Origin of the sequence: Bacillus sp. S14(2024) (assembly GCF_050473785.1) — a bacterium.
GTDB classification, from domain to species: domain Bacteria; phylum Bacillota; class Bacilli; order Bacillales; family Bacillaceae_G; genus Bacillus_A; species Bacillus_A yunxiaonensis.
Map to the genome: position 1 here is coordinate 2,302,351 of NZ_JBFLUP010000006.1, position 17,089 is coordinate 2,319,439.

The 17,089-nt window shown below is 34.7% G+C and carries 14 protein-coding genes; 9 read left to right on the forward strand and 5 right to left on the reverse strand.

The window, feature by feature from the left end:
- Positions 1-296: 296 nt before the first annotated feature.
- Positions 297-2,645 (forward strand): RNA polymerase recycling motor HelD, encoded by a 2,349-nt coding sequence (helD, locus tag AB1279_RS12015; RefSeq protein ID WP_429758959.1) that lies wholly within the window; start codon positions 297-299, stop codon positions 2,643-2,645.
- Between the two features lie 290 nt (positions 2,646-2,935).
- On the opposite strand, the gene AB1279_RS12020 is transcribed toward helD, so the two are convergent.
- Complete coding sequence (locus AB1279_RS12020) at positions 2,936-3,076, reverse strand: DUF2071 domain-containing protein (RefSeq protein WP_429758960.1); 141 nt, start codon at positions 3,074-3,076, stop codon at positions 2,936-2,938.
- Positions 3,077-3,429: 353 nt separating this feature from the next.
- Here AB1279_RS12020 and AB1279_RS12025 point away from each other — a divergent pair, with 353 nt between their 5' ends.
- From AB1279_RS12025 to AB1279_RS12040, 4 genes are all read left to right on the forward strand, one after another.
- Complete coding sequence (locus AB1279_RS12025; protein WP_429758962.1) at positions 3,430-4,842, forward strand: FMN-binding glutamate synthase family protein; 1,413 nt, start codon at positions 3,430-3,432, stop codon at positions 4,840-4,842.
- 369 nt (positions 4,843-5,211) lie between these two features.
- Entirely contained in the window at positions 5,212-6,792 is a 1,581-nt protein-coding gene (locus AB1279_RS12030; RefSeq protein WP_429758964.1) for a spore germination protein, read from the forward strand.
- A 27-nt stretch (positions 6,793-6,819) separates the two neighbouring features.
- Positions 6,820-7,923 carry a spore germination protein gene (locus tag AB1279_RS12035; protein WP_429758965.1) on the forward strand — a complete coding sequence of 368 codons (1,104 nt, stop codon included), beginning with the start codon at positions 6,820-6,822 and terminating at the stop codon, positions 7,921-7,923.
- Positions 7,907-9,112 (forward strand): Ger(x)C family spore germination protein, encoded by a 1,206-nt coding sequence (locus AB1279_RS12040; protein ID WP_429758967.1) that lies wholly within the window; start codon positions 7,907-7,909, stop codon positions 9,110-9,112. The genes AB1279_RS12035 and AB1279_RS12040 overlap by 17 nt, the downstream gene beginning before the upstream one ends.
- Positions 9,113-9,314: 202 nt before the next feature.
- Here AB1279_RS12040 and AB1279_RS12045 read toward each other — a convergent pair whose 3' ends face one another.
- The gene (locus tag AB1279_RS12045) at positions 9,315-9,725 is read right to left on the reverse strand and encodes a 3-hydroxyacyl-ACP dehydratase FabZ family protein (RefSeq protein ID WP_429749562.1); all 411 of its coding nucleotides are present in this window, start codon (positions 9,723-9,725) and stop codon (positions 9,315-9,317) included.
- Between the two features lie 126 nt (positions 9,726-9,851).
- Positions 9,852-11,051 (reverse strand): LL-diaminopimelate aminotransferase, encoded by a 1,200-nt coding sequence (locus AB1279_RS12050; RefSeq protein ID WP_429758968.1) that lies wholly within the window; start codon positions 11,049-11,051, stop codon positions 9,852-9,854.
- A 376-nt stretch (positions 11,052-11,427) separates the two neighbouring features.
- Between AB1279_RS12050 and pduL the strand changes: the two genes are divergently transcribed.
- Complete coding sequence (gene pduL, locus AB1279_RS12055) at positions 11,428-11,997, forward strand: phosphate propanoyltransferase (RefSeq protein WP_429758970.1); 570 nt, start codon at positions 11,428-11,430, stop codon at positions 11,995-11,997.
- A gap of 32 nt (positions 11,998-12,029) precedes the next feature.
- On the opposite strand, the gene AB1279_RS12060 is transcribed toward pduL, so the two are convergent.
- Positions 12,030-13,232 carry an MFS transporter gene (locus tag AB1279_RS12060; RefSeq protein WP_429758972.1) on the reverse strand — a complete coding sequence of 401 codons (1,203 nt, stop codon included), beginning with the start codon at positions 13,230-13,232 and terminating at the stop codon, positions 12,030-12,032.
- A 289-nt stretch (positions 13,233-13,521) separates the two neighbouring features.
- Here AB1279_RS12060 and AB1279_RS12065 point away from each other — a divergent pair, with 289 nt between their 5' ends.
- The 3 genes from AB1279_RS12065 (at position 13,522) to AB1279_RS12075 (ending at position 16,128) form a co-directional block, all read left to right on the forward strand.
- The gene (locus AB1279_RS12065) at positions 13,522-14,307 is read left to right on the forward strand and encodes a class I SAM-dependent methyltransferase (protein ID WP_429749567.1); all 786 of its coding nucleotides are present in this window, start codon (positions 13,522-13,524) and stop codon (positions 14,305-14,307) included.
- Positions 14,308-14,378: 71 nt separating this feature from the next.
- Positions 14,379-14,564, forward strand: coding sequence for a DUF3970 family protein (locus AB1279_RS12070; RefSeq protein ID WP_429758973.1), 186 nt, complete (start codon positions 14,379-14,381; stop codon positions 14,562-14,564).
- A 217-nt stretch (positions 14,565-14,781) separates the two neighbouring features.
- Positions 14,782-16,128 carry an FAD-binding oxidoreductase gene (locus AB1279_RS12075; RefSeq protein WP_429758975.1) on the forward strand — a complete coding sequence of 449 codons (1,347 nt, stop codon included), beginning with the start codon at positions 14,782-14,784 and terminating at the stop codon, positions 16,126-16,128.
- Between the two features lie 93 nt (positions 16,129-16,221).
- On the opposite strand, the gene AB1279_RS12080 is transcribed toward AB1279_RS12075, so the two are convergent.
- Positions 16,222-16,992, reverse strand: coding sequence for a TSUP family transporter (locus tag AB1279_RS12080; RefSeq protein ID WP_429758976.1), 771 nt, complete (start codon positions 16,990-16,992; stop codon positions 16,222-16,224).
- Positions 16,993-17,089 lie beyond the last annotated feature (97 nt).

The following is a 17,089-nucleotide window of genomic DNA, read 5'->3' on the forward strand; positions in this document are numbered from 1 at the left end:
TCTACACTAAATAAAAAGGTCGATTTCCTTTACAGGAAATCGACCTTTTTATTTAGTGTAATCTATTTAATGTGTAAAATGTCTGGAATTTTATTTAGTACTCTCTTACAGAGTGGAATTGTTTGATAACTGTAGCTATTTTCGTTGAACTAAGAAAGATGTATATGTTACAATGGAAAAATGACAACAGGGTAATATTGGGTTTGTTTCAATAATTACCCAATATTATTTTATCAAAAAATAACTGTGTTTGTCAAACTTTTGGTCAAATTTTTTGGTTGATAAGGAGTGACAATATGGAACAGTATGAACAAGAGCGGAAGAGAGAACAGCAACGAATAGAGGAAGTAATAAAGAGAATTAAAGAGGATAAAGATGTTCTTCAGCAATATGTGAGTAGTGGAAAAAAAGAGGTAGTTAATATTCGGAAAAACTTTTGGAGTGATGTAACAGTTAACTTTGATAATGCTGAAGAGGCTGTGGAAACTGTAGCAAGTATTAAGCAACAAGCAGAATTGCTAGCTGAAAGAGAACGGAGTCATTATCATGCAGATAAGCAGCTTACGATTTTAAAACGACTAGAGCAATCTCCGTATTTTGGGAGAATTGATTTTCTAGAAGAAAGTGAAAGAAGTACAGATCAGGTTTATCTTGGCATTCATTCGTTTTTTGACGAAAGTACAGAACAATTTCTTGTTTATGATTGGAGAGCACCTATATCCAGTCTGTATTATGATTATTCGTTGGGATTGGCTGTATATAAGGTGCAAAATGAAATCATTACAGGAGAAATAACTTTAAAGAGACAATTTATCATTCGTAACGGTCAAATGGAAAGTATGTTTGATACAGGAGTAACAATTGGTGATGCATTATTACAAGAAGTGTTAGGGAAGAATGCGAACACACAAATGAAAAGTATCGTTGCTACGATTCAGAAAGAACAAAATTTAATTATTCGTAACGAAACGAGTCGTTTACTTATTGTGCAAGGAGCAGCAGGAAGCGGAAAAACATCGGCTGCATTGCAGCGTGTGGCTTATTTACTATATCGATATCGAGATACATTACATGCGGATCAAATTATTCTTTTTTCTCCTAATTCAATGTTTAATAGCTATATTTCGACTGTTCTTCCTGAATTAGGAGAAGAAAATATGAAACAGACAACATTTCAAGAGTATGTAGAGGAGCATATAGATAAGATTTTTGATGTAGAAGATCCGTTCACACAAATCGAATATGTACTTACGGGGATGGAAGAACCAGAATACTCAGTACGTATGCAAGGAATTCGATATAAAGCAAGTGCACCTTTCGTGAAAGTTGTAGATAACTATTTGACATATTTGAGAAAAGAGGGAATGATTTTTAAAGATGTGAAATTTCGCGGAAATTTATTAATTTCGAAGGAAGAAATAAAAGAGAAATTTTATTCTTTTCCTGTTTCTATGAGAATTCCTAATCGAATAAAATTAATTTCTGAGTGGTTATTAAAAGAACTGAAGAAAAGTGAGCGGCTAGAACGAAAAGAACTTTGGGTTGAAGAAGAAATACAGCTATTAGATAAAGAAATGTATGCTAAAGTTCATAAGAAACTTCAACAAGAGAAGCAGTATGGTGATAATACATTCGATGATTTTGAACGTGAACAACAAATGTTAGCTGGAATGATTGTGAACGAACGTTTTAAACCACTTCGTAAACGTGTAAAGAGACTTCAATTCATTAATACGCCTGCGATTTATTTACAGTTGTTTACAGATTCGTCGTTTGCAAAGCAATTTACAGATAATAATGGTTTACCACCAAATTGGAAAGAAATATGCGAAAAAACGGTAGAACGCATACAGCGCTATTATATGGCGTATGAGGATGCGACACCTTATTTATATATAAAAGATCAGCTGGAGGATTTGCAAAGAAATACATCCGTAGAGCATATATTTATTGATGAAGCTCAAGATTATTCTGTTTTTCAGTTTACCTTTTTGAAGCGATTATTTCCGCATAGTAAGATGACAATACTTGGTGATTTTAACCAAACAATACATGCACATGCCGCTGAAAATGAATTTTCTCAATTATATGATTTGTATGGAGAAGAAAAAAGTGAGTGCATTGAGCTTACACGTAGTTATCGTTCGACGAAACAAATTATTGAATTCACACGACAACTTATTTCAGGGGGAGATTCTATTGAACCTTTCCAACGTGAGGGAAGCAAACCAGTTATAACAAAAATAGAAAAAGAAGAGGAACTGCATAATAAAATTGTAAATCGAATTAAAAACTTGAAAGAAAATGGTCACAAAACGATAGCAGTTATTTGTAAAACTGCTCAAGAAAGTAAAGCAGCGTATGACATACTGCAGCAATATGTACAAATTCATCTCATCGAAAAAGAAACAACTTCGTTCGATTCAGGTGTACTTATCGTACCTTCTTATTTAGCGAAAGGTGTAGAGTTTGACGCTGTTATTATTTATAATGCTTCAAACCAACAATATAGAAAAGAAAGTGAACGTAAACTGTTCTATACAGCTTGTACACGTGCTATGCACGAGTTATATATTTTTTTTATAAATGAAATCAGCCCATTTTTATCAACAGTCGAGGCACATACTTATACGCAGGATAAATAACCATACAAACAGAGATCATGATTTATAGCGTGATCTCTGTTTAGCATACATTTTTATATGGCAGCTGAAGGTTACACTGTTTTTCATTCAAGACAAATGGAGTGTTTTTTAGGATGAAATTTCCGCACATAAGACATAATAATATGTAAGAAATTCCGATTAGATTAAAAAATTGTGGTGTCAACTGCCGATATAGGATGATTAAAATGTGGAAAATGATTGTTTCCTATCTTCCGGAGTGGAAAGTTTTCGGGCAAGCTTTTATCGTATTTTTCATTCCGTATGTAATTTCAAAGATTTTTAGTTGGATTCATTCGTTCGAGGAAGAGTAATTGAACATATGTCCGTACATTGATTTCTGGAAATTTAGAAATTAGTGATACAGATGGCAATTTACGGGGATATATTCCATCCATAACGTATATAATCACCCCTACCCATCAAAGGTGTCTATTTTAAGGTGAAAGAATGAAACAGGTCACTCTTACTTTTATACTTATTTCAATATCTTCTTCTAATTTATTCTCCTGCAAAGACTTTAATACAAATTGCTACTTTAAATATTAGGCATTTTTAAACGTTTAACTTAATTAATTAAATTAGCAAATCTATCAATCTCCAGGAAAACGTAGACATTTCCTCTATTTTGAACTTGATTTCACCATTGCAATAACTTTTATCCGATGAAGAATTAATTATAAAAATAACATAAATTTCTTTTTGTGGGAAATGATTATAGTTATTAACTATTTAATTTAATTTAAGTGATAGTGGAGAAATATATATGTCGAATCTTTTATATTATTTAGCTTTTTCAATGATTACGATGCTATTTTTCCTTTGTTTATTCATGCTTGTTGGTTGGCGTTGGTTGCTGAAACGCATAGTGAAACAAATGGGGAACATCATTTTAACCGACAGCTATCAAGAAAATCTTATCGAGATGATACCAGGCTTTCGGCATATGGGCATTCAAAATGTACTTGAAAATAGCTTGCGTGCAGAAACAGGCGATATTCTTCATCGTCCACTCGGCTCTTCAAAAAGCTGGCCGCATCTTGATCCGATTACATTTATTCCTGCACAGACAACACCGTTCCCAGTTGATGGGGAAGAAAAGGTAGATGTCAACGTAAAAATTGGACCAAAAGCAAAAAAGCCATTGGAAATTAAAATTCCGCTTATGATTAGCGGGATGGCCTATGGGATAGCCCTTAATGAAGGAGTGAGGGTTGCTTTGGCGGAAGCCGCTAAAAACACAGGAACAGCAATTAATTCTGGTGAAGGTGGAATCTTACCTGAAGAGTTAGATCAAGCGGGAATGTATATTTTACAATTTTCAAAAACATCATGGTCAAAGGAAAAAGACGTTATTCAGCGTGCTAACATGATTGAAATTAAGTTTGGACAAGGCGCGTTAATGGGGATGGGAGAGAAAATTTCACCTAATAATTTAACTGGCCGAGCTCGTGAAGTGATGAGACTTGAAGAAAATGAAGATGCAGTGATTTTTGAACATTTTTTTGAAAATCAAACTCTAGAGGATATTAAAGGACTTATTGAGGAACTTAGGGACATGTCGGGCGGTGTTCCCATTGGCGTGAAAATTGGCGCAGCTGGAAAAATTGAAGAAGATATCGATCGTTTAATTGACATAGGTGTTGATTTTATTACAATTGACGGCGGACAAGCAGCCACATTCGGCGCGCCGCCCATTTTATCTGATGACTTTGGAATACCAACATTGCATGCGGTTGTCCGAGCTGCAAATCATTTAGAAAAAAGAAATATGAAAGGACAAGTTAGTTTAATTGCATCAGGAGGACTTTTTACACCTGGCCACTTTTTAAAAGTGCTTGCACTTGGTGCCGATGCAGTTTATTTGGGGTCTGTCATGCTATTTACTGTCGCACATAGCCAAGTATTGCAATCACTTCCATTTGAACCGCCTACACAAGTTGTTTGGAATAAAGGGAAATTCAGAGATCAATTTAAGATCGAAGAAGGGGTAAAAACAGCGGAGAAATTCTTAATATCAAGTACAGAAGAAATGAAAATGGGATTAAGGGCGATGGGAAAACATTCTTTAAAAGAGTTGTCAAAAAAAGATTTAGTATCCTATGATTATTTGACTGCGCAAATGATTGGAATTCCTTTTTCATTTAAGTCTTGGGAAGAAAAACAAAAAGAGAAATAGGCGAATATTTTTGTGAGAAGCTTTTAGTTAATTTATGAAAAACAGGGGAAGAATCACATATACCATGAAATATTGGAAATAATAAAGTGATATTGGGTAATCTTCATCACCCACCTATCTTCTTCGCTTTTCTCTGAATCTTAAGGTGGGGGAATAGCGGGATAAACTGAAAAATTGTGATCCTTTATGGATGAATATCCTCTCAACATGGAAAAAATTCGCTATAATGTTTCTTTTTTCGTTAGGAAGTAATGTTGGTGTTGGATTGTTGTGATGTTAAGCAAGATGCTTTGATTCCTGCTGAAATTAGCACCGTACTAGATTGTAGTTTAATTAAAATGTACACAATGCTTTTTAAGAGAAAGAGTGATGAGAATGCGAGAGCAGAAATCAAAGATCGGACAAATGATAAAAACAACCAATACATATGAAGATAAGCAGCAAGATAAGTCTTTTCAAGGCTCAACAGAACATTTTACAGGCGATTTCACCTTGGATTTAGAACTTGTAAAGAAAGAAATAAGTTATAACTCAGATGTACACTTTCGGGAGTTTAACATCGGGCGTACAGGTATTCAGGCGGCAATCTTTTTTGTGGAAGGATTGTCAGATAAGGAACTCATCAACACACATATTCTGAAATCATTGATGCTCGATTTTAATGCAGAATACAAACGTGATTCATCTTATATGAAAGGTACAGTTTCAAAAGAGTTTATTAAAGATCAAATTCTTTCTATTAGTGAAGTAATAGAAGTCCATAAAATAAAAGATTTGATGTCAAAAGTGTTGACAGGTTCAACGGCACTTTTGATTGATGGATCGTCAGATGTGTTAATTCTTGATACAACGAAAGGGAGAACGCGGAATGTTGAAGAACCGATATCAGAAGTATCGGTCAGAGGTCCACGGGTAGGTTTCACAGAAGTTTTAAGCGATAATACCGCTCTTTTACGACGCCATGGTGAAAATGAAGGCTTATCGTTAATAAAATTTCAAGTAGGAAAGCGGGCAAAAAAAGAACTAGTTGTCGCTTATATGAAAGAAATTGCTAACGCAGAATTAGTAGAAGAAGTCAAGAAAAAAATTCAGAAAATTGATATTGATAATGTACTGGAATCAGGCTACGTAGAGCAGCTCATCGAAGATAATTATTTTAGTCCTTTTGCGCAAGCGCAGAGTACGGAGCGCCCTGATCGCGTCATCGCTGCGCTAATGGAAGGTCGGGTTGCAATTTTATTGGACGGGACACCTTTTGTTTTGATCGTACCAGTTACATTTAGTATGATGATGCAGTCACCCGAAGATTATTATGAACGTTGGATTCCTGGCACGCTCATCCGTCTATTACGTTTTGGAGCAGCTATCATTTCTCTTTTTACACCGGCCTTGTATATTTCCTTTATCTCGTTTCATCCTGGATTGATTCCGACCAAGCTAGCCGTATCTATCATAGGAGGACGAGAAGGTGTTCCGTTTCCTGCAATTATAGAAGCACTGCTTATGGAAGTGGCTATCGAAATTTTACGGGAAGCCGGACTGCGTTTGCCAAAACCAATTGGTTCGGCAATGGGGATTGTTGGTGGATTAATCATTGGACAGGCTGCGGTAGAAGCAGGGATTGTTAGTCCGATTATGGTCATAGTAGTAGCAGTAACTGCCATTTCTTCCTTTGCGCTCTCACATTATAGTACAGCGATTCCACTGCGCATTCTTCGCTTTGTAGCCATGTTTTGCGCTGCCATGTTTGGATTGTACGGGGTCATTTTGTTTTTTCTTTTCCTAAGTAGTCATATGGTGAAACTTAAGAGTTTTGGCGTACCCTATGTCAGTCCGGCTGTTCCTTATCGATTAAGTGATTGGAAAGACTTTATGGTTCGCATGCCATTTCAAATGATGAAACGTCGTCCGAAGATGCTAAATCCAAAAGATCCAATACGAAAAGGATAGCTTACTTTGAAAAGGAAGTGACCAGTGATGATTACTAAACCTAAAGATCGAATTAAGACGTCTCAAGCAGCTGTTATTCTTATTAATTATGTACTTGCAGCAGGTATTCTCACCTTGCCTAGAGCAGCTGGGGAGAAAGTAAAGACACCAGATGTTTGGATAACTGTTATTTTAAGCGGGCTAATAGCGATGGTTGCAGGATTGATTATGGTCAAATTAAGCCAGCAATTTCCTGAAAAAACATTTTATCAATACAGCCAAGACATTGTAGGAAAATGGATAGGCGGTGTAATCAGTCTACTTATAATAGGTTACTTTTTTACCCTTTCCTCATTTGAAGTTAGAGTACTGGAAGAAGTAACGAGTTTTTTTTTACTGGAAGGAACCCCTGGCTGGGCTATTATCATGACATTTATGTGGACGAGTCTTTATTTGATGTTAGGCGGCATAAACCCAATGGCTCGTCTGTTTGAAATTATATTTCCAATTACGGTCTTCCTTTTTTTGCTGACTGCCTTCATGAGTATTGGAATATTTGAGATAGATAATCTTCGTCCAGTACTAGGATTAGGAATTATGCCAGTACTAAAAGGGTTAAAAACAACAACGCTTGCATTTTCAGGATTTGAAATTATGTTGCTCCTTTTGGCGTTCATGCAAGAGCCAAACAAGGCCGGAAAGGTTGTTTTAGTTGGAGCTCTCATTCCTTCTATTTTTTATGTGATTACAGTTGTGATGGTTATCGGAGCATTTTCTGTGGATGGAGTGATAACGAGAACATGGCCAACGATTGATCTCATGCGAAGTTTTGAAATCCCAGGCTTAATATTTGAACGTTTTGAATCTTTATTACTTGTAATATGGATTATGCAAATTTTTTCAACCTATGCAATCTGTTATTACGCTGCTGCTTTGGGGTTGGCACAACTCTTTAAAAAGGACATTCATTCGTTTCTGTATGGGTTACTTCCAATTGTTTATATTATTTCTATAATTCCCAAAAACACCAATGATCTATTTAAATTTGGGGATATGATTGGTAATGCTGCTTTGCTATTATTCGGTGCATTGCCACTGCCTCTTCTCATAATCTTCAAATGGAGGAAGAGAAAGAATGAAACAAATTCTTAATCATACACGGTTTCTCTTGATATTACTGTGGGTTCTTTTACTTCTATCTCTCACAGGATGCTGGAGCAGTCACGAAATTGAAGAGCTGGGTTTTGAGGTAGGTCTGGCATTTGATAAGGGAAAGGAGTCAACTATTGAGAAAAAACTACAAAAACAAGGCGGGGGGTATCCAAAGAAGAATATTATAACATCGACCTATCAATTTGTTGAACCCCAATTATCCAGTGGTGGAGGGAAAGGTGGAGGAACGCAACAAAAATCTTACAAGAATGTTTCTGAAACCGGCGATTCTCTCCACCAAATGATTCGTGAAGTTGCATTAAGAAGGGATCGTCCTGTAATTTTTCACCACACGAAAGTGATGGTTATTAGTGCAGATCTCGCACGCACATATAGTTTGAAAAAGGTACTTGATGTTTATCTTCGTGATAACGAGATTCGACCAAGTTGCCTCATGTTAATTAGCAAGGGGCGAGCTAGCAAGACGCTAGAAACAGATGAACCAGGAGAAATTCCGGCGTTTCGGTTATTTGGGATTGTAGATAATCAATATAGAACATCAAGGATTTTACCTCCTGTTCCGCTTGCTAAGTTACCAGGAAAAATGCAATCAGAATCTAGTTTTCTTTTGCAAAATGTGATTTCGTCAAATGGGGAAGTAAAATTTTCGGGAGCTGCGGTAATCAAAGGAAAGACAAAAAAACTGCGCGGCTTTTTGAGTGAAAAGGAATTGGAAGGTTTAACATGGATATCTGGGAAGGGGAAAGGTGGTTTAGTGAAAGGTGTTGATAAAAAAACAAGACAGCTGATTATGTATGAGGTCGTATCTATGAAAAGCACGATTACTCCTCACGTTAAAGGAAATAAAATCTCTTTTGATGTAAAAATGGAATCAGAGGGACGGATATCTGAAAACTGGGTTGCTTCAGGTACACCTTTTAAAAATCAGTTTCTAAAAAGGGCAGAAAAAGCGGCTACGCAAGAAGTAGATCGATTAGTGAAACATACACTGGAGAAAATTCAAAAAGAATATCAAGTCGACGTTGCTGGCTTCGGAAACAGATTAAGAATTAAGTATCCTAAAACATGGGAAAAAGTTAAAAAAGATTGGGATAAAACATTTAGTGAGGTTCCAATCAAATACAGCGTAAAATTAACTATTAAGGATTATGGCGCGAAAGGGTCTTAAGAGTGAGATTACTTGCTCAATAGTTCTTTATCTATTCATGTTAAAAAGAAGCAAACCTTCGTAAAAAATCAATTAAAATCAACTTAAACATTAGGATTAGCAACTTTTTTTGGAGACTATTTCTCTTTTTAAAAACAGAAAAGAACAGTGAGTTTAAACAGCACTGTTCTACCTTTTATAAATCTGGTTTTTAGCTCTAGTGTTACATAGACTCTTTATACACTAACAATTTATCAACGTTTACAATTGTCTTTCCATTTACAGCGGCATGTCCTTTTCCAAGAACAAATCCACGTTTATTTCGAATAACTTCATAATATAGGTCTAATCGATCACCGGGCTCAGCGGATCCTAAAAATTCTACTCCTTCTAGTGATGAGAGAAATCCTAACCCAGCAGTATTTTCCACGCTGACGAATGCTCCGAGTTGTGCAATCGCTTCAACAATTAACATGTTTGGCATTGTCGTTTGTGATTCTGTAATAAACCATTCATTGTAACTTACATTTTTATATCCTTTTACCGACTTGCCGGATTCCATTTCAACGATATGATCAACCATTAAAAAAGGATATCGGTGCGGCAGTACATTTTGAATGTTAACTTTGTTCATGCGTTACCTCCTGATTATATTATTCAAGATAAGAGAGGAAAACTGTAACAGCTATGGCATGTGTTTTTTTATTCTTTTTATGAAAAATAACCCCCTGTTTCGAAAAAAAGAGCAGGGGAAAGGTAATTAATTTCTTACTAAATTGGCTGCACTCTCACTAGAAAAAATACCACTATTTTTAATGTTGTTAACTACTTGTTTTAATTTCTCTTCATTTTGAACAAGGGCAATGCGAACAAAGCCTTCGCCATGTGGGCCAAACGCATGACCAGGTGTGACAACGACATTAGCGCGATCAATTAATGCATATGCAAATTCTAAAGAAGTCCATCCTTTTGGAATTTCTGCCCATATGAACATACTTCCTGCTGGTTTATCAACATGCCAGCCCGCTTCAGCTAGTCCATTAATAAATGTATCTCTTCGTTTTTGATATATCGCCCGGTTTGCTGCGCAATATGAAGCACCTTTTCGCAAAGCAACAGTTGCGGCTTTTTGAATAGGAAGAAAGACACCGTAATCTATGTTTGATTTAAATTGTTTAAGCGTTTCTACAATTTCTGCATTTCCAATCATATAGCCAATACGACTACCAGCTAAGCTATAACTTTTAGATAGAGAGTTGATTTCGACACCAACATCTTTTGAACCCGGAACGGATAGGAAGCTAATAGGTTTTTGTCCGTCATAATAAAATTCAGAGTAAGCAAAGTCATGAACTACGATAATATTATATTCTTTTGCAAAAGCAATTACATCAGTAAAAAATGATTCTGTTGCCATTGCCGGTACAGGATTACCTGGAAAGTTTAATATCATCATTTTTGCTTTTTCGGCAACTTCTTTCGGAATCGTATGTAAATCAGGAAGAAAATCATTTTCTTTTTGTAACGGCATAAAATACGGAGTTGCACCTGCCATTGCAAGTCCTGTTGTATATGCCGTATAACCTGGATCTGGAACAAGGATAATATCACCTGGATTAGCAAAAGCCATCGGTAAATGAACAAGTCCATCTTGTGATCCCATTAATAATAATACTTCGTTATCGGCATTTAAAGTGACATGGTGATTAATCTCATAATATTCTGTGACAGCATTGTGAAATTCTTGTGTACCTGTCAATGTATATCCATAATTCTTTTTTTCGTTTGTTGCACTCACTAGTGTTTCTCTCACAATATCAGCTGGAGGCATATCTGGATTTCCAATACTTAAATCAATAATTTCATGACCTTCTGCAATTTTCTCTTTTTTATAGGCTGCTAATTCACTAAAAATTGAAGATTGAAATGCTTTCATTCTTGTTGCTAGCGTGTACTTCATGGATAACCCCTCCTAAAAATACTACTGTTGTCATTAGATTTTGTTCTTAGTATTCATATTCTTTTATTTTTCTGAAAACACACATATTTACATTTTAACATTTTTTTACGAAAATACAAAACTAGCAATGAAAACGAAATTTCATTTACTGTATGATTGTTATGAATATTAATAAAAAATAATATAAACCCTCTAAAATTTATACTAGAATATAGATGCCTTATTCATATAAATACTTCAAAAAGACAGCGCACTTCAAAAAATTCATTACATACATCTATTACAATTTTCTTCACAACATTTATGACTCCCAATAACTAATTTTCATAAATCAGGTAACAATAGAAAATAGATATTGATAAAAGGAGAAATAAAGATGAAGCAAATTCCTATTGGTGTATCAAATCGCCATATTCATGTGACGAAGGAAGCGTTAGAAAAGCTTTTTGGAGAAGGGCATGAGTTAACAGTAGCAAAAGAACTTTCTCAGCCAGGAGAATTCGCCGCAGCAGAAACAGTTACAATTAAGACCGATAAATCAGAAATTGCGAAAGTACGAATTCTTGGGCCAGTTCGCAAATTTACACAAGTTGAGATTTCAAAGACAGATGCACGCAAACTTGGAATTGATGCACCCATTCGTTCGTCGGGAAACATTGATGGAACACCTGGTATTACAGTAATCGGTCCGAACGGTGAAATTCAAATTGATAAAGGAGTAATTGTTGCTGAGCGCCATATTCATATGACATCAAAAGATGCAGAACATTTTCAAGTGAGAGATGGTCAATACGTGAATATTAAAGTAGGTGGAGACCGAGCGCTAATTTTTCATCAAGTATTAATTCGTGTGAAAGATTCATTTGCATTAGATATGCATATTGATACGGATGAAGCAAACAGTGGAAATATCAAAACGGGTGACTTTGGTGAACTGCTTTCATAATAATGGAAGCCATCTCTAATTTGAGATGGCTTTTACATATTTGTTGTTTGAGAAGTACTTTTACTTGGTTGTTTTTGCTGTAATAATGAAATTAAAATAATAAGTAGTGAAATGACACCAAAGATAAGTACCATATATTGTAATCCGATTGTATCTAAGAAGAAACCTGTTCCGAGTAAGACGATTTGGAACATTACACGCTCAAACATATTGCGAAATGAGAATATACGTCCATGGTAGCTTTTATCAATTTTCGTTTGGAAAATCGTTGACATAACAGGAAAGAAGCAGCCAACACTAAATCCAAACATACCGAAAGATATAAGTGTCATCCATTTTATATTACTAAAAAAGAGAGATAAGTGAGAGAATGCAATGCAAAATGAAAAGATATACAGTAACTTATATGATGAAACGTGTTCTGATAAGCGCTTAATTACAAATGCACCGAGCATAAAGGATAAACCTTCAATTGTATAAATAAAGCCTTTAATTGTTGTATCATGCTGCATTTCACTAAGATTAATCACCATTAAGTTAAAACCTCCGATAAATAAAAGCGGGATAATGCTTAAAATTAAAGCACGAAATGCAATAGGGACTTCTTTTAAAATGTGAAACACTTCCATAAAACTCGTATTTTGTGATTTCTTTTTATTCGGTATATATGTTTTCGTATCTTCAAAGTTTAGTAATAAGGTAGAAAAGAATAATAGTGCGTATGCAGCCATTGAAAAAGCATACATATATTTTAAACTCATTACAACAAGAAGGACTCCGCCCAGTGAGGTACCAACAATACGAGCGATTGTTCCAATGTTCATATGAATTCCATTCATTTGTAATAATTCATGTTCTTGAACAATAAGCGGGATAACAGATTGTAGTGCAGGGAAATAAAAAGCTGCAGAAATTTGAATAGCGATCATAAATAAAATCATATATAAAATACTTTCGTAATGAATAGCGAAAAACATAAAAATAACACTTAATACACGGCCAAACCCTGCGTATAGAAGTACTTTTTTCTTAGAGTATTGATCAATAAACCTTCCTGCCATCGGACCAACAAGGACTCCGGCTAATAATCCAATAAACATAATAACTGATTTCATAAAATCAGATGGAACATGCTTTTGCATGAATTCTAGGTTACCTAAAATTCCAAGCCATAAACCTACCCCGGCAATAAATTCACCAGTGAGAACAATCCATACGTTTTTATTGCGCCACATAGAATAACCTCTCAGTCTTTAATTGTAGTAAAAATCTTATATAAAGCCTCCTTTTTATTTCATTTACAGTCTTATTTTTTGAGTCAGAGTATATATTAAGGGTTTAAAAGAAGAATTTCAATTTTTTTGATTTGAAAGTTATTTTCATTGCTAAGAGAAAGATTGAAATAGGTTGATTAATCATTAACATATATAATTAATAGGGAAATTAGGACATGAAATCGTATATCAATTAATAGCTGTTTATATAACTTAATGAAGGAATAGGCGATTTAAGGAGCTGATATGAATGAATAATGAAAAGTTAGTTGTGAACCAATTTGGTCAAAATGCTGCGAAATATGTAACGAGTCAAATTCATGCAGAGGGAAAGGATTTACAATTTCTCATTGAAAACATTCGAAACAATAAGAATGATCACCTTCTTGATATTGCGACGGGTGGAGGACACGTTGCAAATGCATTAGCTTCTTTATTTCAAGATGTCGTTGCATTTGATTTGACGGAGAACATGTTAGAAAAAGCGGAACAATTTATTCGTTCAAATGGACATACAAATGTTTCATTTGTACAAGGAAACGCAGAGGAATTACCATTTTCAAATGAATCATTTGATACAATTACATGCCGTATTGCTGCGCATCATTTTTCGAATGTTAATCAGTTTGTTACAGAAGTACATCGAACGCTAGAAAAAGATGGTCTATTTCTTCTTATTGATAATGTCGCTCCGGAAATTGAAGAGTACGATGCTTTTTATAACTTTTTAGAGAAAAAGCGTGATCCAAGTCACCATCGTGCTTATAAAAAAACAGAATGGATATCGTTATTAGAAAGAAATGGTTTACAGGTGCAATCATATACCACTTTTGATAAAGAATTTAAGTTTGAATGGTGGTGCGATATGATGAATGTTCCTAAAAATGAAAGACATGAATTAACACACTATATGACAAAAGCTCCTAAAGAAATACAAGAATGGTTTCATATCACGATAGAAAAGAGTGAAGTACAGTCTTTTTATACAGAAATGACATTGTTTGTTGCTAGAAAATCATCTACTCTAAAACGATAATTCATACTTGCGATATTTATAGTAGTCGATATACTTGGTAGAGTGGAATATATAAACAAGGAGCAATAACAATGATTCGTGTACGTATTGAAGGAACAGAAGCTGAAGTTATGAAATTTTTAAAAGATATGCCGGAGGTACCCGGATATGAAAAAACGCATTCTCGTGAACCAAGGAAAGGAAATAACCCAAAATATACAAATAGTAAAAGTGTTTTAGCGTATTTAACATATAAGCAAAAAGAACAAACAAAATAAGGAATTACAAAATAACCAAGCCTATGTAGGGCTGGTTATTTTATTTTGCAAAAGAAAGAAAAACGATATTTATAACTTATTAACTTGATGAATAGCCGATGAGAGCCTAAATCCAACATGATCATGTGTAGATACGACGAACACAGAATGGATAAAAGACATATATTATTTTGAAAAGAAAACAACTTCTATTTGGAATAGGTAAAGGATGTTTATCATGTCTGAAATGAGTTACCAAGGGTTAACAGGTGAAGTAATTACAAGATATGATCGAGAATATGAAGAAGCTAGACAAGAGTGGAATCAAGCAAATCAAAAATTCCCTTTAGTTATTGTGTATTGTTATACAAAATGGGATGTGAGTAACGCGATTATTTGGGCAAGAAAAAATTGCATAGAAATCCGGATTCGATCAGGTGGACATCATTATGAAGGATATTCTATTGGGAATCGTGTTCTTGTTATTGATATAAGTAGAATGAATCGCATGCAATTGAATGAGAATAAGCATACGTTAAAAGTGCAAGGGGGAGTAAAGAATAAGCAAGTCTATGATTTTATTTCCGAGAAAGGGTATCCATTTCCTGGAGGGACTTGTCCGACTGTAGGGGTAAGTGGGTACACATTAGGAGGCGGATGGGGATATTCGAGCAGATACCTTGGACTTGGATGTGATAGTTTACTAGAACTGGAATTAATAGATTATACAGGGAGATTGATTATTGCAAACGAAAAATCTCATAAAGATTTATTTTGGGCATGCTGCGGAGCTGGTGGCGGGAACTTTGGAGTTATTGTATCCATGACATTTAAACTCCCAGCAAAAGTAGATAAGGTGACTTTAGTTGAAATATATTGGCCAGATGCTTTATTAGAAACACACAGAGAATTTCTGAATAAATGGCAAGAGTGGATAATCAATTTAGATAACAGAATGACGCTTGGTGCCAGTATATATAATTCGGAAACTGAGGAAAGAGCGATTTATGGTGGAGGAATATTTTATGGTAAGCCAGAAGAAGCAGAAGAAATTTTACAAATGTTAATCAACATAGATGGCGTAAGAATGGATTTAGAATATGTAACATTTTTTGAAGCTATTACAAAGGCACAATCATCTTATCCAGAATCAGAGATGTTTAAATCTACAGGAAGATTTGTATATCAGGAGTATGATGAACAAGAAATCAATGCTATTGTTGACCTCATTCAAGAGAGAGCAGCAGGAAGTATTTTTGCAGCAGTAAGTCTATATGCATTTGGTGGAAAAGTAAAAGAGGTGCCTAAAGAAGCAACAGCATTTTATTATCGAGATACCAAGTATATAATGGGGATTCAAACTATATGGGAGGATGAAAAATTTGCAAAAGATAATACTAAATGGATGGAACAGAGTTTTAAATATATAGAATCAATAACAGAAGGATCATTTGTGAACTTCCCTTATAGTGGTTTGGAAAATTATGAAGAAGCTTACTATGGCAAAAATGCAAAGAAATTACGAAAAGTGAAAGAGAAATATGATCCGCTAAATGTATTCTCGTTTCCGCAAGGAGTAATGTAGAGAATGTACACAAATCAATATCTTAATTTTATAATCCCATGAATAAGTCGCCATTTCCATTTAAAAGAAATAGCGACTTTTGCATTGAATAAATTAAATAAGATGTATGTAATCTAAAATATTTTTTCCAATTAAAAAAAGAGTAACCACAATAAATAATATTCTTACATACGATACCCCTTTTTTTATTGCAAAGTTGGATCCTACGAGAGCTCCTAAAATCATAGCAATCCCCATCGGAATTCCATATGAAAAGTTCACAACATCTAAGTATAAAAACATGATGAGAGCTGCAATGTTACTACCAAAATTAAGAACTTTTGCATTTCCAGCTGATTGAATAAAATCAAACCCGATGATCAAGAAGGAAAATAGCAAAAACGAACCAGTCCCTGCTCCAAAAAATCCATCATAAAAACCAATAGTAAACACTGTTACAGCAAAGATTAGTCCTCTTTTCCAGCCCATTCCTTCGTATTTAGAATCTTTTCCCCAATCTTTTTTTAAAATTGTGTAGATAGCAACTGCAATTAGCAACACTAGAACTAATGGTTGTAATACTTGTGAGGAAATGTGTTTTACAATGTACGCACCTAAAAACGAACCAAGAACAGTCAAAGGGAATAATTTAGATACGAGTCGGAAATTTACTTTTCCTGATTTAATAAATGATATTGTACTTGTTAAAGATCCCATTGAACTTGCTAATTTATTAGTAGCAATTGCCGTTGAAGGTGGTAAGCCTGTAAATAGTAGGGCTGGAATAGAAATTAACCCGCCTCCTCCAACTACAGAATCGATGAATGCAGCTAAAAAACCAGAGAGCACTAAAAAAACTAGTGTGTATAAGTTTATATCTTCCATATGAATCACTCCTATAATTTTGTTTTCTTTCAAGTTCGAAGCTTCGATTCGTTAGTCACTATTAAAGTAGTGACTATTAATATATTAGCAAAATAAG

What these genes read in the sequence shown, in the direction of transcription:
- AB1279_RS12060 (WP_429758972.1), bottom strand. Translation starts at nt 13,232, where the DNA reads ATGTGGCGCAATAAAAACGTATGGATTGTTCTCACTGGTGAATTTATT.
- AB1279_RS12035 (WP_429758965.1), top strand. Translation starts at nt 6,820, where the DNA reads ATGATTACTAAACCTAAAGATCGAATTAAGACGTCTCAAGCAGCTGTT.
- AB1279_RS12065 (WP_429749567.1), top strand. Translation starts at nt 13,522, where the DNA reads ATGAATAATGAAAAGTTAGTTGTGAACCAATTTGGTCAAAATGCTGCG.
- helD (WP_429758959.1), top strand. Translation starts at nt 297, where the DNA reads ATGGAACAGTATGAACAAGAGCGGAAGAGAGAACAGCAACGAATAGAG.
- AB1279_RS12080 (WP_429758976.1), bottom strand. Translation starts at nt 16,992, where the DNA reads ATGGAAGATATAAACTTATACACACTAGTTTTTTTAGTGCTCTCTGGT.
- AB1279_RS12050 (WP_429758968.1), bottom strand. Translation starts at nt 11,051, where the DNA reads ATGAAGTACACGCTAGCAACAAGAATGAAAGCATTTCAATCTTCAATT.
- AB1279_RS12025 (WP_429758962.1), top strand. Translation starts at nt 3,430, where the DNA reads ATGTCGAATCTTTTATATTATTTAGCTTTTTCAATGATTACGATGCTA.
- AB1279_RS12045 (WP_429749562.1), bottom strand. Translation starts at nt 9,725, where the DNA reads ATGAACAAAGTTAACATTCAAAATGTACTGCCGCACCGATATCCTTTT.
- pduL (WP_429758970.1), top strand. Translation starts at nt 11,428, where the DNA reads ATGAAGCAAATTCCTATTGGTGTATCAAATCGCCATATTCATGTGACG.
- AB1279_RS12075 (WP_429758975.1), top strand. Translation starts at nt 14,782, where the DNA reads ATGTCTGAAATGAGTTACCAAGGGTTAACAGGTGAAGTAATTACAAGA.
- AB1279_RS12040 (WP_429758967.1), top strand. Translation starts at nt 7,907, where the DNA reads ATGAAACAAATTCTTAATCATACACGGTTTCTCTTGATATTACTGTGG.
- AB1279_RS12070 (WP_429758973.1), top strand. Translation starts at nt 14,379, where the DNA reads ATGATTCGTGTACGTATTGAAGGAACAGAAGCTGAAGTTATGAAATTT.
- AB1279_RS12030 (WP_429758964.1), top strand. Translation starts at nt 5,212, where the DNA reads ATGAGAATGCGAGAGCAGAAATCAAAGATCGGACAAATGATAAAAACA.